Annotated in this window: 10 protein-coding genes; 5 read left to right on the top strand and 5 right to left on the bottom strand. The window is 71.8% G+C overall.

Annotated features, from left to right (window positions below; translation table 11 throughout):
* Window positions 1-4: 4 nt before the first annotated feature.
* The 5 genes from JOY88_RS16785 to JOY88_RS16765 are packed head-to-tail and all read right to left on the bottom strand — an operon-like array spanning window position 5 to window position 7143.
* Window positions 5-961 (bottom strand): alpha/beta fold hydrolase, encoded by a 957-nt coding sequence (locus tag JOY88_RS16785; protein WP_293503772.1) that lies wholly within the window; start codon window positions 959-961, stop codon window positions 5-7.
* Window positions 958-1698 carry a sulfurtransferase gene (locus JOY88_RS16780; protein ID WP_293503771.1) on the bottom strand — a complete coding sequence of 247 codons (741 nt, stop codon included), beginning with the start codon at window positions 1696-1698 and terminating at the stop codon, window positions 958-960. The genes JOY88_RS16785 and JOY88_RS16780 overlap by 4 nt, the downstream gene beginning before the upstream one ends.
* Before the next feature lie 14 nt (window positions 1699-1712).
* Window positions 1713-2834: an HD-GYP domain-containing protein gene (locus JOY88_RS16775; protein WP_293503770.1), complete on the bottom strand. Its 1122-nt coding sequence runs from the start codon at window positions 2832-2834 to the stop codon at window positions 1713-1715.
* Entirely contained in the window at window positions 2831-4849 is a 2019-nt protein-coding gene (locus JOY88_RS16770) for an ATP-binding response regulator (protein WP_293503769.1), read from the bottom strand. The genes JOY88_RS16775 and JOY88_RS16770 overlap by 4 nt, the downstream gene beginning before the upstream one ends.
* A complete protein-coding gene (locus tag JOY88_RS16765) occupies window positions 4846-7143 on the bottom strand; it encodes a response regulator (RefSeq protein ID WP_293503768.1) in 2298 nt (765 codons plus the stop codon). The genes JOY88_RS16770 and JOY88_RS16765 overlap by 4 nt, the downstream gene beginning before the upstream one ends.
* 138 nt (window positions 7144-7281) lie before the next feature.
* Here JOY88_RS16765 and JOY88_RS16760 point away from each other — a divergent pair, with 138 nt between their 5' ends.
* From JOY88_RS16760 to feoB, 5 genes are all read left to right on the top strand, one after another.
* Entirely contained in the window at window positions 7282-8448 is a 1167-nt protein-coding gene (locus JOY88_RS16760; RefSeq protein ID WP_293503767.1) for an ATP-binding response regulator, read from the top strand.
* A 48-nt stretch (window positions 8449-8496) separates the two neighbouring features.
* The gene (locus tag JOY88_RS16755) at window positions 8497-9693 is read left to right on the top strand and encodes a transporter substrate-binding protein (RefSeq protein WP_293503766.1); all 1197 of its coding nucleotides are present in this window, start codon (window positions 8497-8499) and stop codon (window positions 9691-9693) included.
* A complete protein-coding gene (locus JOY88_RS16750; protein ID WP_293503765.1) occupies window positions 9690-13460 on the top strand; it encodes a response regulator in 3771 nt (1256 codons plus the stop codon). Before JOY88_RS16755 ends, JOY88_RS16750 begins: the two co-directional genes overlap by 4 nt.
* A 111-nt stretch (window positions 13461-13571) precedes the next feature.
* Window positions 13572-13826 (top strand): FeoA family protein, encoded by a 255-nt coding sequence (locus JOY88_RS16745; RefSeq protein WP_293503764.1) that lies wholly within the window; start codon window positions 13572-13574, stop codon window positions 13824-13826.
* Window positions 13823-15691: a ferrous iron transporter B gene (gene feoB, locus JOY88_RS16740; protein ID WP_293503986.1), complete on the top strand. Its 1869-nt coding sequence runs from the start codon at window positions 13823-13825 to the stop codon at window positions 15689-15691. The genes JOY88_RS16745 and feoB overlap by 4 nt, the downstream gene beginning before the upstream one ends.

Here is a 15691-nt window from a genome sequence, read left to right as displayed (position 1 = left end):
GGATTCAGCGGGCGACCTGAGGCAGCCAGTCGCGCAAGGCCGCAAGGGTAGCAGTCGGGTCCTCCTCCTGAGGCACATGGCCCAGGTTCGGGAAAACCACCAGACGGCTGCCGGGGATCGCCTTTTCGAACTCATGGCCCCAGCGCAGCGGGATCAGCCTGTCCTTGCCGCCCCAGAGGATGAGGGTGGGCACCTTGATCTCGGGCAGGCGCCCGACGGGGGTGGGTGCGAGCTGGTCCATGCGCCGCATCAGCGCGACGCGGTTGCCTTCCCGCAACGCCAGTTCGTAGTAACGGTCCACCAGCGCGGCACTCACCTTGCCTGGATCGCCGTAGACGTCCAGCACGCTGACCTCGATGGCACGGCGCGGCAGCAGCCAGCGCATGGGCTCGCGCAGCACCGGGATGCGTGCGATCCGGAAGCCCAGCGGCAGCGACTCGGGGACGAAGTCGAAACCGGCTGCGTCGACCAGCACCAGGCCGGCGACGCGGTCCGGGTCGGCCAGGGCCAACTGCCAGGCGATCTCGCCGCCCAGAGAGTTGCCGCCGACGATGGCCCGGCCCACGCCCAGGCGGGCCAGCAACTGGCGCACGAAGGCGACGTAGCGGGCGTCGCTGTAGTCGTTGTCGGCGTTCGGCCCCGTCAGGCCGAAGCCGGGCAGGTCGAAGCTGATGACGCGGCGCGTGGCGCTGAGCTCGGTTGCCCAGCCCTCCCAGGTGTGCAGGCTGGCGCTGGTGCCGTGCATGAGGACCAGGGGCACGGGATCGCTGCTGGGCCCCTGGTCGCGGTAGTGGACGAGCAGGCCGTCCAGCTCGACGAAGTCGGACGGCGGCGGCGCCCAGCGCGGCACGAGGCTCTCCAGCGAGCGGTCCGGCGCCTTGCTGACGGCAAAGCCGAGCGCGGCCAGCATCAGCAGGATGCCGGTGGCCTTCAGCAGGAGCTCGGACAGCCGGCTGCTCACGAGACCGGGCTCAGATCCGGCGCCAGCGACTCGCGCTCGTCGAAGACGAAGCAGCCGCCGTGGTAATGCTTGCCGCCGGTGTCCTCGAAGTACTTCAGGATGCCGCCGTCCAGCTGCCACGCCGTCAGGCCCTGCTCCTCCAGCACCATGGCGGCCTTCTCGCAGCGTATGCCGCCGGTGCAGTAGCTCACCACGGTCTTGCCGGCCAGCTCGTCGCGGTGGGCGGCCAGCGCGTCGGGGAAGTCGCTGAACCTGTGCAGCCGCCAGTCGATGGCGCCGTCGAAGGCGCCGTGGTCGACCTCGAAGCCGTTGCGCGTGTCCAGCATGACGACCTCGCGGCCGGCATCGTCATGACCCTGGTCCAGCCAGCGCGCCAGGGTCGCCGGCGCCAGCGCCGGTGCGCGCGGCGCCTGGTCGGGGCGGATGGTGGGGCGGTTCATGCGGATGATCTCGGCCTTGACCTTGACCTTCAGGCGCTGGAAGGGCTGGCCCTCGCTCCAGCTCTCCTTGGGCGTCAGCGCCGCGAATCGGGGGTCGGCGCGCAGCTCGTCCACCCAGGCGTTCACGGCTGAAGCCGGGCCTGCCAGGAAGAGGTTGATGCCCTCCTCGGCGATCAGCACCGTGCCCTTGAGGGCCAGGGCCTGCGCCCGCGCGTGCAGCCGCTCGCGCAGCGCCGCCGCGTCGGTCAGCGAGACGAAGAGATAGCAGGAGATGTTGAGGATGGGGGCGGACTGCATGAGGGGCAGGATTATCAATCCGCCCACCGGGAGGCGATGGCCCGCACCGGTTCCAGGCAGGCGTCCAGCGCCTCGACGATGCGCGGGTCGAAATGGCTGCCGGCGCCGCCACGGATGAAGGTCAGCGCTTCGTCGTGGGTCATGGCCTTCTTGTAGGGACGCACGCTGATCAGCGCGTCGTAGACGTCGGCCACGGCCATCAGTCGGGCGGCCAGCGGGATGGCCTCGCCGGCCAGGCCGTCCGGGTAACCGCTGCCGTCCCATTTCTCGTGGTGGTGGCGGGCGATCTGCTTGCCGAAAGTCAGCATCGGGCCGGCATCGTCGCCAAGGCGGTCAATGGCGCGCTGCAGCAGGTCGGCGCCATGCTCGGCATGGGTCTTCATGACCCGCCATTCGTCGGGTGAGAGCCGGCCGGGCTTGAGCAGGACGCCATCGGGGATGGCGACCTTGCCGATGTCATGCAGTGGCGCGGCCTTGGCCAGCTCGTCGATGGCGGCCTCGGTGAGGTCGGCCGGGCCGTCGGGCTGGGCGGCGATCCACTGTGCCAGCGTGCGCACGTACTCCTGGGTGCGCTGGATGTGGTTGCCGGTGTCTGCGTCGCGGAATTCGGCCAGGCTGACCATGACGAAGAGCGTGGTGTCGCGCAGCCGTTCGACCTCGCGCCGGCGCGCGTCCAGCTCGCCGCTGAGCTGCGCGTTGCGGCACAGCAGCTGGTCCTCGGCGAGCTTGAGCTGCAGATGGGTGCGCACGCGGGCCCGCACCGTGGCCGGGTTGAAGGGCTTGTGGATGAAGTCGGCGCCGCCGGCCTCGAAGCCGGCGCTCTCGTCCTCGGGCCGGGTCAGCGCGGTCAGGAAGATGACGGGCACGCGGCGCGTTGCCGGGTCGGCCTTGAGCCGGCGACAGACCTCGTAGCCGTCGAGCTCCGGCATCATCACATCGAGCACGATGAGGTCGGGCGGCTGGCGGCGGCAGATCTCCAGCGCCTTGGCGCCGCTGACGGCGAGTTGCACGCGGTAGCTGGGCTTGAGTACCTGGGCCAGCAGCGTCAGGTTGGCGGGCGTGTCGTCCACGACCAGCACGGTGGCCTGGGTGACGGACTGGCTCAACGCCTGGGCGGCGATCTCGGGCGGTGTCATGGCTTCGGAGCGTCCTGCAGCTCGCCGCGCAGCGCGGCCTGGGCGCCGTCGAAATCGAAGCGCTGCATCGCGCCTGCCAGGGCCTTGGCCTGGTGGGCTGGCAGCGCGTCGATGATGGCCGATTCATGCAGCTCCCAAAGCGTCAGTGCGTGGCTGTCGGCCTCGCCGAGCAGGGCGTCGAGCTCGCTGAACAGCGCGGCCGCGTCGGTGCCGGCCGGGGCGGCGGCATCGGGCGGCAGCCGCTCGGCGGGCAAGGGGTGGTCCGGGTCCAGCAGGCGGCGCAGCGCGTGCGGCAACAGCGGCTTGGCCGCCAGCGTCTCGGCGCCCTGACGTCGCGCACGTTCGCGCAGTACCGGCGTGTCGAAGGCGCTCAGCAGCACGATGCGGCGTGCGCGCGGAGGGCCGTTCTGGGCCAGGCGGGCTAGCAGTTCGCCGCCTTCCATATCCGGCAGCACCCAGTCGATGAGAACCAGGTCATAGGGCTGGCCGGCCGGTACGGCCACGAGACGGGCCAGCGCCTGCCGGCCCTGGGCGACCACGTCGACGCGGGTCGCCGGCGCCAGTGCCTTCAACAACGCCACCAGCGTTTCGTGGCCCGGGCTGTGCGCGGCCTGTACCAGCAGCATCCGGCGCGCCGTCGGCGTCGGCGGCAGCTTGAACCCGGGGCAGGGCGAGGGCGGCAGCGTCAGCTCGAACTCGCTGCCACGGCCCGGGGCACCGCGCGCCGTGAGCGTGCCGCCCATGCGCTCGGCCAGCGCGCGGCAGACGGCCAGCCCAAGGCCGGTACCGCCGAAGCGCCGCGTGGCGCCGGCCTCGGCCTGGGCGAAGGGCGTGAACAGCCGGGCGAGCTGCTCGGGCTCGAGACCCACGCCGCTGTCGCGCACGCACAGCACCCAGCCGCCGGAGGCGTCGAGGGATGCGCCGAGCCTGATCTGGCCGGTCGACGTGAATTTGACGGCATTGACGAGAAGCTCGGTGACGAGCTGGGTCAGGCGCACCGCATCGCCGCGGCGCGCGCCCGCTGCGCCCAGCAGCTCGGGCGAGGCGATGTCGCAGATCAGGTCCAGGTGCTTGGCCTGGGCCGCCGGCCGCACGGCGTCGAAGGCATGGGCCAGCACCTGTTCCAGGTGCAGCGCAGCGTCGGCCAGCTGCAGGCGGCCGGCGTCGAGGTCGGCGTAGTCCAGCAGCCCGTCGATGAGCCTCACCAGCGATTCGCCCGCCTTGGCCACCTCCTGCAGCCGCCCGCGCTGCTCGGCCGGCAGGCGACCCTGCAGCAACAGCCGGGTCTGGCCGAGCACGGTGTTCATCGGAGTGCGGATCTCGTGGCCGATGTTGGCTAGGAAGTCGGACTTGGCGCGCGACGCTGCCTCGGCCGCGGCGCGCGCGCTCTCCAGTTCGGTCAGCCGCGCGGCGACGAGGTCGTCGGGCGTGGCCAGCGCGCCGGCGGACGGGGCCAGTTGCGTCAGCCGGCCGAGCTGGCGCGACAGGCCCCACAGCGCGAGGCAGAACATCGTCTGGCACAGCGCCAGGTTGGCAATCAGCGGCCAGCCCTCGACGAGCCAGGGCGGCGGCGTGCCGAGGAATCGCAACAGCGTCGGCGGCGCCAGCATGAGGACCAGCAGGCCCAGCGAGATGAGCAGCGCCTGGCGGGCGCGCCAGGCGGTGAACAGCAGAAGGCTGCTGGCCATGGTCCAGGGCGCGAAGCTGCCCAGCGTGTAGAGACTGGGGCCGGGGCCGTCGCGCAGCGTGAAGCCCAGCATGCTGAGGCTGAAGTACAGCGCCAGCAGGGTGGCGCCGCCGCGTTGCCACAGCGGCAGCAGCTGCGGTCGTCGCCAGACAAGCAACACTAGGGCCGTGAAGGCCGCGGCGATCAGCGGATAGGCGATGCGGTCGCCGGGTTCGATGACGCCCGCGGCCGTCTCGCTGCCCCAGGCGAGCAGCGCCGACGCGACGACGATTGCGAACAGCCAGCGCGTGCCCCGCGGGCCGAGGACGACGATCAGCGACGACGTCATGCGCTGCCCCTGGTCGAGGGGCCCAGGGCCTGGGCGGCAGCGTCGAAGTCCAGCGCCGCCAGTGCGCGCTCCAGGCGCCGCTGCAGCTCGGTATCCAGGCCGCTATGAGGGCCATGGGCCTGCCACCAGTCCAGCGCCTGGCTGTCGCTCTGGGCCAGCAGTTGGCGCAGCTCCTCGACATCGCCCGGCCCGCTGCCGCGCGGCGCGGCGCCGTCCCAGGGACGGGCCAGGGCGGCCTGAATCTCGGCCTGCAGCAGCGCCAGCCCGGCCCGGACATGGTCCAGTTGCTCGTCGGCCGCTGCGATGTCGGCCGCGAGTGCGCTGCGTTCCAGCGCATGGGCTGCCCGCTGCAGGGGGCGAGCGCCCAGCGTCGCGGCCAGGCCTTGAAGCGTGTGGGCGGCGCGGCGCAGCTCGGCCCAGTCGCCCCGCGCCAGCCAGCCGGGCCAGGCGGCCAGGCCGTCCGCATACTGGTCGGCAAAGCCCTGCAGGGTGCGACGGTAGAGGGCGGCCTGGCCATCGAACTGGCGCAGGCCGAGCTGCAGGTCCAGCAGCGGCGGCGGCGAGAGCTGGGCCTGGGGGCGGTAGCGTTGCAGCTCGCGCACCAGACGCGCCACGTCCAGCGGCTTGGCGATGTGGCCCTGCATGCCTGCGGCCGCGCAGGCGGCGCGCTCCTCGGCGAGGGCATGGGCCGTCATCGCGAGCACGGGCAGGGTCTCGAAGCCGGGCAGCTCGCGCAGCCGGCGCGTCGCGCTGAGGCCGTCCATTACCGGCATCTGCAGGTCCATCAGCACGAGATCGTAGGCAGCGGGGCCGCGTTCCCTCAGTCGATCCAGGCATTCCTGGCCGTTGGCGGCGAGCTCGACCTGTGCGCCGCGGCTGCTCAGCAGGCGCAGCGCGATCTCCTGGTTGATGGCATGGTCCTCGACGAGCAGCACCCTCAGGCCGGCGAGGGACTGGGTGTCGACGCCGGCGGGGCGGTCGCCGGACGCGTCGCCCAGCAGGCGGCGCAGCTCCCCGGGTAGCAGCGGCTTGGGGCAGAGGGCGCGGGCACCAAAGGCGCGGGCCTGGGCCGGCTCATCGGCTTGGCCAGGTGGGCTCAGCACGGCGATGCGCAGGCCAGGGTGCTCGCGGCGCAGCTGGGCCAGCAGCTCGGCGCCGGTGGCGCCCGGGCCGGGCAGACGCCAGTCCAGCAGCAGCCAGTCGAAGGGCTGGGCGGCCTGGCGGGCTTGGGCCAGCGCCACCAGCATGCCTGCGACATCGCTGCTGGCGGCCAGCCCCGGGCCGAGGCCGAGGTGGCGCAGCAAGGAGAGCGTCGCTTCGGGGGCGTCGGCGGCAACCTTGGCGAGCAGCACGCGCTGCGGCCGCAGCGGCACCGGGAGCTGGCCCTGCGGGTCCAGCGGCAGCGCGAGGTGGACCTCGAAGCTGCTGCCCCGGCCCGGCTGGCTGCGCACGTGCAGGCGGCCCCCCATCAGCTCGACGAGGCGGCGCGTGAGGCCGAGCCCCAGGCCGCTGCCGCCGTCGCGCCGCGCCTGGGCTGGGCCGCCCGGCCCAGGCTCTCGGAACAGGCCGTCGAGCTGTTCGGCGCTCATGCCGATGCCGCTGTCCTGCACCGTGATGGCCAGTGATGCCCGGTCCTGCGCGTCGGCGGGCTGCATGGCCAGACGCAGCAGCACCTGACCGGAGGGCGTGAAGCGCAGCGCGTTGGACAGCAGGTTGACCAGCACCTGCTGCAGACGCTGCGCGTCGCCGAGCAGTTGGCCTTGCGCGCCCAGCAGTCCGGCATCGGCCCAGTCGCAGACCAGCGCGACATCGGGGTTGCCATGGGCCTGCCGCACCCGCTCTATGGCCTGGGCGACGACGTCCTCCAGCCGCAGCGGCTGCGACTCGATCAGCATCTGGCCGGCCTCGATCTTGGAGACGTCGATGGCGTCGTTGATCAGGCCCAACAGGCTGCGCGAGGCAGCGTCGGCCCGCGTCAGCAGCTCGCGCTGCTCGGTCGTGAGCGGTGTCTGCAGTGCGAGCTGGGTCATGCCCATGACGGCATTCATGGGCGTGCGGATCTCGTGGCTGATCTGGGCCAGCAGGCGGGACTTGGCCGCCGCCGTGGCGGCGGCACCCCGGTACCAGGCGAACAGGCCGCACAGCGGCAGCGGCAGCAGCAGGGCCGTGATCAGCAGGGCGGCGTCGATGGCCACGCCGCCGGTGCCGCGCAGCCCCCAAAGCAACAGGAACAGCGCGGCCAGCGCCGCCATGGCGAGCCAGATCAGACCGAGCGTGAGCGTGCGCAGAGGCATTGGCGGCGGTGCGGAAGGCGCAGATTATGGGAGGGCGCGATGCGCGAAATGTGCGACGGATTCACGGCACGACCCCTGGGGAAAGCCCAGGGCAGGACAGCGGCGTCGGGGCTGGGGCTGCGGTTATCCTGGGCCGCCATGCCGCTCATCCTCGTCGTAGACGATCAGCCCAGCAACATCCACGCGCTATACCAGCTGTTGGTGGATGAATGCGAGGTGTCGATGGCTACCAGCGGTGCCGAGGCGCTGGCCTACTGCGCACAGCAGCTGCCCGACCTCATCCTGCTCGACGTGCTGATGCCAGAAATGAGCGGCTACGAGGTCTGCGACCGCCTGAAGGCCGACCCGCGCACGCGCGGCATCCCCATCATCTTCGTGACCGTGCAGGGCAGCGCGGACGACGAGGCCGAGGGCTTTGCCCACGGCGCGGTCGACTACATCCCCAAGCCCTTCGTCGACGTCGTCGTGAAGGCGCGCGTGCGCACCCAGCTCGATCTCAAGCTCGCGTCCGAGAGCTTTGCACGTTCGCAGATCGAGCTGTTCCAGCGCGACAAGCTGGCCTCGGTCGGCCGAACCATCGCCGGGATCGCCCAGGAGCTGAGCTCGCCACTGGGCAATGCGCTGATCTCGGCCTGCACGCTGCAGGACGACCTGGCCCAGTTGCGCGGCCTCGCGCAGGCGGGCAGCATCAAGCGCAGCGACCTCGACCGGCATCTGCGCGTCAGCGGCGAGAGCGTGGGCCTGGTGCTGTCCAACCTCCAGCGCGCGCTGTCCATCGTGGATTCCTTCCTGCAGTCCACGGCCGACAACTTCGGCGACCAGCGCCGCAGCTTCTCGCTGCTGGAGCTGGTGCATGAGGTCGTTGCCGGCCTGGCGCCGGCGTTGGAGACCCACCAGGTGCGCTGCGAGCTGGACGCCGGCGACGACCTGCACCTGCTGAGCTTCCGCGGCGCGCTGGCCAAGGTGCTGGGGACGTTGATCCAGAACGCCATCAAGCACGCCTACCGCGAGGCCGGCGGCGAGGTGCATCTGCGCGTGCGGCCCCTGGGCGACGACCAGTTGGTCATTACGGTGCAGGACCATGGCGCGGGCATCCCGCCGGGCATGCTGGGCCGCGTCTTCGACCCCTTCTTCTCCACCCGCTTCGGCCTGAACCGCAGCGAGCCGGGGCTGTACATCGTCCGCAATCTGGTCACGTTCGCGCTGGGTGGGCAGATCCAGGTGGCATCCACGCCGGGCGTGGGCACCACGGCAAGGCTGACGCTGCCGATGATCTCGCCCGAGGCGCGGCGCGCGGCGGGCTAGGCCATGCGGGCTTTGCGGCCCCGATGGGCGTGGCCAGGCGGCCTGCTATTGGCATTGGCCCTGGGGCTGGTGGCCTACTTCGTGCAGAGGGAGGCCACCGATGCGGAGCGTCGCCCCATCGTCATCGGCCTGCTGCATGCGCTCAGCGGTCCGATGGCGGAGAGCGACGCGCCGCTGGTGGCGGCCGTCAAGATGGCGGTGGAGGAACTCAACGCCGGCGGTGGCCTGCTGGGCCGGCGCGTCGAGCTGAGGATAGGGGACTCGCGCTCCGACCCAAGCGCCGCGGCCGCGGCAGCCGAGCGGCTGATCGGTACCGAGCAGGCGGCAGTGCTGTTCGGCTGCGGGTCGTCGGCCTGCCGCGAGGCCGTCAGGCCCGTGGTGGAGGCCCACCGGCACTTGCTCTTCCACCCGGCCGCCCATGAGGGCATGGCGCTGTCGGCGCATATCGTCTACACCGGCCCGACGCCCAACCAGCAGGCGCTGCCGGCGACCGGCTGGGCCATGGGCGGTTTCGGCCGGCGTGTCTACCTGGTCGGCACCGATGGCCTCTACCAGCGCCGCCTGGGTATCGTGCTGCGCGACTTCGTCCAGCTCGGCGGCGGCCAGTTGCTGGGTGAACGCTATCTGCCGCTGGGTGCCGGCGACATGGGTGCCGTCATGGCCGACCTGCGCCGGCTGCGGCCCGACGTCGTGCTCAGCGCCATCAGCGGCGCCGGCAACCAGGCCTTCTTCGACGCCCTCGTGGCCGCCGGGCTGGGCGACCAGCCCGTGCTGTCCCTCGGCGCCGCCGAGCCCGAGATGAAGGCCTTCGGCGGCGGCCGGCTGGGCCGGCACTTCAGCGCCTGGAGCTATCTGCAGTCCCAGCCCGGGCCGGCCAACGAAGCTTTCCTGGCGCGGCTGCGGCGCCGCCAGGGCGAGGCCGCCCTGGCCAGCGACACGGCCGTGTCGGCCTACCTCGGCGTGCAGATCTGGGCCGCGGCGGTGCGCGAGGTCGGCAGCCCGCAGACCGAGGCGGTCACCGTCAACGTGCTGCATCAGTCCGTGACGGCGCCGCAGGGCTCTGCGACGGTGGACGGTCGCAGCCGCCACCTGTGGCGCCAGTTGCGCATCGCCCAGGTCAGGCCCGACGGCCAGCTCCGTGAGGTCGTCCTGCTGCCGCGCTACATCCGGCCCGAGCCCTGGCCGAGCTTCCGCTCGGCCGAGTACTGGATGGCCGAGCTGTCGCGCATCGAGGTGGAGCGTTGAGCGCCGCCCGACCGCCGACGGAGGCCCCCGTGGCCGTGGCGCCGACGCGCCGAGCCTGGCGCGTCGGGCCCGCGCTGCTGCTGGGCCTGATGCTGCTGTCCCTCCTGCCCCTTGGGCTGGTGGGGCTGTGGCAGCTGGTGAACGTCGAGCGGAGCCTGCGCGAGACGGTGACCGAGGGACTGGTCGTCCTGTCGCGCAAGAAGGTGCACGAGATCAACGAATATCTCAACGAGGTGCAGAACGACGGCCGCCTCGTCGCCCAGGCCAGCGATGCCGCCGCGCTGCTGGCGCAACGCGGCGACGCCGCCGCGACGCGCATGCCGGCGGCCAGCCGGGCCTTCTTCGAGCGGCTCTACGACACCGGCAAATACCTGGACCTGCTGCTGGTCCGGCCCGACGGCAGCATCAGCTTCGCGATGAAGGCGGCGGCGACGCGCCTGGATGGCGGGGTCTTCGAGGGCAGCGAGCTGTTTTCCGCCCACCGCCGCGCCATCGACCACCTGGATGCGCAGCTGACGTCGGTGCAGCGCCTGCGCGGCGAGGGGGCCCCGACCCTGTTCTTCGTCCACCCGGTCGTCGTCGACGACCGCGTGCTGGGCAGCGTCGTGCTGCAGCTGGGCCTCGACCGGCTGCTGCGCGTCGCGACCGAGCGTTCGGGGCTGGCGCTGGCCGGTGAGACGGTGCTGGCGCGGCGGGAGGGCGACGGGGCTGCCTTCATCAACGACCTCAGGCGCCCGCCCGGGCGGGGCCAGGCCGAGGGCATGGACCTGGTGGCGCCCGATGCGCCGCCCGCCCTGCGCGCCCTGCGTGGCGAAAGTGGCAGCGGAATGATGCGTGACTATGCGGGCGTCGAGGTCATCTCCGCCTGGCGCCACCTGCCGGCGCTGGACTGGGGCATGTCGGTCAACCTCGACGCGGCCGAGGCTTTCGCACCGGCGCACGCGCTGCGTGACCGCCTGGCCCTGGCCCTGGGCCTGGCCTTGCTGCTGGCCCTCGCGCTGTGCCTGCTGCTGAGGCGCCGCATCGTCGAGCCGGTGGAGATGCTCAGCGGTGCCGTCGCTCGCATCGCCGGCGGCAAGCTGGACGAGCGCGCCCCGGTCTGCGGCTTCAGCGAGTTCCGCGAGCTGGCGCGGGGGTTCAACCACATGACTGAGCAGCTGGTCGTCGAGCGACAACAGCTGGAGGCCCGCGTGGAGCAGCGCACGCGGGCGCTGCTCGACAGCGAGCAGCGCTTCCGCGGTATTTTCGAGCGCGCCCAGGTCGGCATCGCGCTGTGCGATGCACAGGGGGGCATCCTGGACGTGAACCAGGCGCTGACGGCCATGCTGTGCCGCGAGGCCGGCGCGTTGCGCGGCACCAAGCTCGCCGACCTGCCGGACTTCCGCGCCGGGCGCGCGCTGGGTGGCGAGCTGGCACGGCTGGCGGGCGGGCGGCAGGCACACGTGCGCTTCGAGCGCGGCTTCGCACTGCCCGGCGGCGGCGAACTCTTCGTCGATGCCAGCGCCAGCGCCATCCGCGACGGGCGCGGCCATCTCGTCAACGTCGTGCAGATGCTCGTCGACGTGACCGAGCGCCACCGCGCCGAGGTGGAACTGGTGCGTGCCCGCGTCGTGGCCGAGGCGGCCAGCCAGGCCAAGAGCGACTTCCTGGCCAACATGAGCCACGAGATCCGTACGCCAATGAACGGTGCGCTGGGCATGCTCAACCTGCTGCTGCGCACCGAACTGTCACCGCGCCAGCTCGACTACGCCAGCAAGGCCCGTACGGCCGCGCAGGCGCTGCTGGCCGTCATCAACGACGTGCTGGACTTCTCCAAGGTCGAGGCCGGCAAGATGGAGCTGGACCTGCACCGCTTCGAGCTCAGCGACTTCATGCGCGAGCTGGCCGTCATCCTGTCGGCCAACGTCGGGGCCAAGGACATCGAGGTGCTGTTTCGCCTCGACCCGCGCCTGCCCGGCGCCCTGGTGGGCGATGCGATGCGCCTTCGCCAGGTGCTGCTCAACCTGGCCGGCAATGCGCTCAAGTTCACCGAGCGGGGCGAGGTGGTCCTGGGCCTGCGGCTGCTGGGGGAGGAGGAGGGCGGGTGCGTCCGGCTGCGCTTCGAGGTCTGCGACACCGGCATCGGCATCGCACCCGACAAGCTGGAGCACATCTTCGATGGCTTCAGCCAGGCCGAGCAGAGCACGTCGCGGCGGTACGGCGGTACCGGCCTGGGCCTGGCCATCAGCCGCCGCCTCGTCGCGCTGATGGGCGGCGAGCTGGGCGTGGACAGCCAGGTCGGCGAGGGCAGCCGCTTCCACTTCGAGCTGCTGATGGAGAGTGCGCCGGCCGGCAGCGGCGACGCCGACCCGGCCCAGCGCGGCCTCAAGGTACTTGTCGTCGACGACAACCCCATGGCCCGTGACGTGCTGCAGGGCATAGGCGCGAGCCTGGGTTGGGACTGCGAGCTGGCGGCCAGTGGCGAGCAGGCCCTGGGCCTGGTGCACGAGGCTGCGCAGCGCGGCGAGCCGCACTACCAGCTCATCCTGATGGACTGGCGCATGCCGGGGCTGGACGGCTGGGAGACCGCGCGGCGCATCCGCGACAGCCATGCGTCGGACGCGCCCGTCATCATCATGGTCACGGCCCATGGCCGCGAGTTGCTGGCCGAGCGCAGCGAGCAGGACATCCAGAGCCTGGGAGGCTATCTCGTCAAGCCGGTCACGGCCTCCATGCTGTACGACGTCGTCGTCGAGGCCACGGGCGGCCGCCCCGCCCAGGCGCGTGCGCCGTCAGCGGAGCAGAGACTGGCCGGCATGCGCCTGCTCATCGTCGAGGACAACGCCTTCAACCAGCAGGTCGCGCAGGAGTTGCTGGAAGACGAGGGCGCCGTTGTCACGCTGGCCAGCGGCGGCGTGGAGGGCGCCCATCTGGCCCTCGTGGCCGAGCCGGCCTACGACGCCATCCTGATGGACCTGCAGATGCCCGACATCGACGGCTTCGAGGCGACACAGCGCATCCTCGCGCGCCGGCCCGACAGCGTCGTCATCGCGATGACGGCCAATGCGATGGAGGCCGACCGCCAGGCCTGCCTGGCCGCCGGCATGCGCGACCATGTCGCCAAGCCGGTGGACCTGGAGCAACTGGTCGCCTGCCTGTGCCGCCTTGTGGGGCCTGCCGTACCGGCCATGGCGCCCGCCGAGGTGGCCCTGCTGGAGCCCGAGGCCGCGCTGCGGCGCCTGGGCGGGCGCCGGGCGCTGTACGAGCGGCTGCTGCGTTCCTTTGCCAACGACGCGCCCCGGGAGATGGAGGCCCTTGGGCGCCATCTGGGGCATTCGGGCCGGGGCGACGCGTTGCGCGTGCTGCACACCCTGCGCGGCCTGGCTGGCGCCGTCGGCGCCAGTGCACTGGCTGCCGCGGCGGGCCGGCAGGAGCAGGCCCTGCGCGACGGCGCTGCCATGGCGTCGGTCGACCTGGCGGCCCTGCAGGGCCGGCTCGACGACAGCCTGGCCGCGCTCGCGGCGTTCACCGCGGGCGGGGCGCCGGCCGTGGCGCCCGCCCCGGCCGAGGTCGCGGGCGGTGGCCCGCTCGAGGCACTGCGCCGGCTGCGCCAGTTGCTGGTGGAGCGCAACATGCGCTCGGTCGCCGTCTGCGAGCAACTGGTGGCTGCCCACGCGGTTGCGCTCGGCCCGGAGATGCACATGTTGTCGGCCGCCGTGGCGCGGCTGGATTTCGCCAGGGCGCTGAAGGTCTGCGACCAGTTGCTGGATCACCTCAACCCGCGCTGAGCACGGCGCGCGAAAACTTCGTCGGGCAAGTCCATGCCAGCGCCCGGGTGGGCGTGGCTTTGCGTACAATGAGAATCATTCTCATCAAACCGACAGCCCGTCGACCTGCCCATGTCCGAGCCGCTGCCTTCCAGCCTCGCCGCCGCCCCTGCCGGGCGGGCGCTGACCGTCGAGCAGGTGCGCGCACCCCAGCATTCGCCGGAATGGGCCGCCTGGCTGGCCGACCTGGGCTTCCTGCCGGGTGAGGCCGTGCGCGTGCTGCGCCGCGGTGCCCAGCGCACGGGCAACCTGGTGGTGCGCGTCGGGCAGTCGACGTTTGCGCTGCGCCATGCCGAGGCCGAATGTATCGCCGTGACGACACGATGACGGAAGCCGTCGTCCACGTCCACCGCGGCGGCAAGCTCGTTGCCCTCGTCGGCAACCCGAACTGCGGCAAGACGGCCCTCTTCAACGGCCTGACTGGCAGCCACCAGAAGGTGGCGAACTACGCCGGTGTCACCGTCGAGCGCAAGGAGGGCCGCCTCGTCACGACCGCTGGCAAGGCGTTGCGCCTGCTGGACCTGCCGGGCACCTACAGCCTGCACCCGCGCTCGCCGGACGAGCGCGTGACCTGCGACGTGCTGGCCGGCCGCGCCAAGGGCGAGAAGCGGCCCGACCTGGTCGTCTGCGTGCTGGACGCGACCAACTTGCGCCGCAACCTGCGCCTGGTGCTGGCCGTGCGTCGCATGGGCCTGCCCGTGGTCGTCGCGCTGAACATGGCTGACCTGGCGGCCCGCCGCGGCCTCAAGATCGACGCTGCGGCGCTTGGCGCTCAGCTCGGCCTGCCGGTGGTGCGAACCGTCGCCATCCACAAGGAAGGCCTGGACGAGTTGCGCGCGCTGCTGGACCGGCCCGAGGTGTGGGAGAGCGCCGCCATCGCGGCCGAGCAGCAGTCCGACGACCATGTCACCGTCAAGACCTGGCTGCGCGCCCTGGATCTGGACCACGAGCTGCCCACGCTGCCCAGCGACCGCGTCGACCGCGTGCTGCTGCATCCGGTGGCCGGCTCGGTCATCCTGGCGGTGCTGCTGTTCCTGCTGTTCCAGGCGGTCTTCTCCTGGGCCGAGCTGCCCAAGGACCTGATCGAGGCCGGCATGGTCTGGCTGGGCCAGCAGGTGGGCCACTGGCTGCCGGAGGGCTGGCTGCACAGCCTTATCGTCGACGGCGTCATCGCCGGGGCCGGCGGCGTGCTGGCCTTCCTGCCGCAGATCCTGATCCTGTTCTTCTTCATCCTCATCCTGGAGGAGTCGGGCTATTTGCCGCGCGCCGCGCTGCTGCTGGACCGGCTGATGGGAAGCGTGGGCCTGTCCGGGCGCAGCTTCATCCCGTTGCTGTCGAGCTTTGCCTGCGCCATTCCCGGCATCATGGCCACGCGCTCGATCTCCAACCCGCGCGACCGCATGGTCACCATCATGATCGCGCCGCTGATGACCTGCTCGGCGCGGCTTCCCGTCTATGCGTTGCTGATCGGCGCCTTCGTGCCGCGGCGCCAGGTGATGGGGCTCGAGCTGCAGGGCCTGGTGTTGTTCGGCCTGTACCTCGCCGGCATCCTCGGGGCGTTGGTCGTCGCCTGGCTGCTGAAGCGCTTCACCAGCGCGGGCCGCCTCGTGCGGCCGCTGATGATGGAGCTGCCGAGCTACCACTGGCCGCACCCGCGCTCCATCGCCATCGGCCTGTGGCAGCGCGCGATGATCTTCGTCAAGCGCGTGGGCGGCATCATCCTGGTGCTGACGATCGCGCTGTGGCTGCTGGCCAGCTTCCCCGCGGTGCCCGAGGGCGCGACGGGCGCGCCCATCCAGTACAGCGTGGCCGGCTGGCTGGGAGCCGGCCTGGCCAAGCTATTCGAGCCGATAGGCTTCAACTGGCAGATCAGTCTGGCGCTGGTGCCGGGGCTGGCGGCGCGCGAGGTGGCCATCAGCGCGCTGGGCACGGTCTACGCGCTGTCCGCCACCGGCGACGATGCCGCCCAGGCGCTGGCGCCGCTGATCGCTCAGAGCTGGAGCCTGGCGACGGCGCTGTCGTTGCTTGCCTGGTATGTGTTCGCGCCGCAGTGCATCGCGACGCTGGCCGCCGTGAAGCGCGAGACCGGCGGCTACCGGCTGCCGCTGATCATGATGGCCTATCTGTTCGGCCTGGCCTACCTGGCCTCCTTCATCACCTACCGCGTGGCGCTGCTGCTGGGCGCCGGCTGA

Origin of the sequence: Roseateles sp. (assembly GCF_019237615.1) — a bacterium.
Taxonomy (GTDB): domain Bacteria; phylum Pseudomonadota; class Gammaproteobacteria; order Burkholderiales; family Burkholderiaceae_C; genus Pelomonas.
This window is presented reverse-complemented; position numbering and strand designations above follow the sequence as displayed.

Bases quoted from the DNA above. Each gene is read 5' to 3' on its own strand.
- JOY88_RS16780 (WP_293503771.1), bottom strand. From the start codon at position 1,698: ATGCAGTCCGCCCCCATCCTCAACATCTCCTGCTATCTCTTCGTCTCG.
- JOY88_RS16775 (WP_293503770.1), bottom strand. From the start codon at position 2,834: ATGACACCGCCCGAGATCGCCGCCCAGGCGTTGAGCCAGTCCGTCACC.
- JOY88_RS16770 (WP_293503769.1), bottom strand. From the start codon at position 4,849: ATGACGTCGTCGCTGATCGTCGTCCTCGGCCCGCGGGGCACGCGCTGG.
- JOY88_RS16765 (WP_293503768.1), bottom strand. From the start codon at position 7,143: ATGCCTCTGCGCACGCTCACGCTCGGTCTGATCTGGCTCGCCATGGCG.
- JOY88_RS16760 (WP_293503767.1), top strand. From the start codon at position 7,282: ATGCCGCTCATCCTCGTCGTAGACGATCAGCCCAGCAACATCCACGCG.
- JOY88_RS16745 (WP_293503764.1), top strand. From the start codon at position 13,572: ATGTCCGAGCCGCTGCCTTCCAGCCTCGCCGCCGCCCCTGCCGGGCGG.
- feoB (WP_293503986.1), top strand. From the start codon at position 13,823: ATGACGGAAGCCGTCGTCCACGTCCACCGCGGCGGCAAGCTCGTTGCC.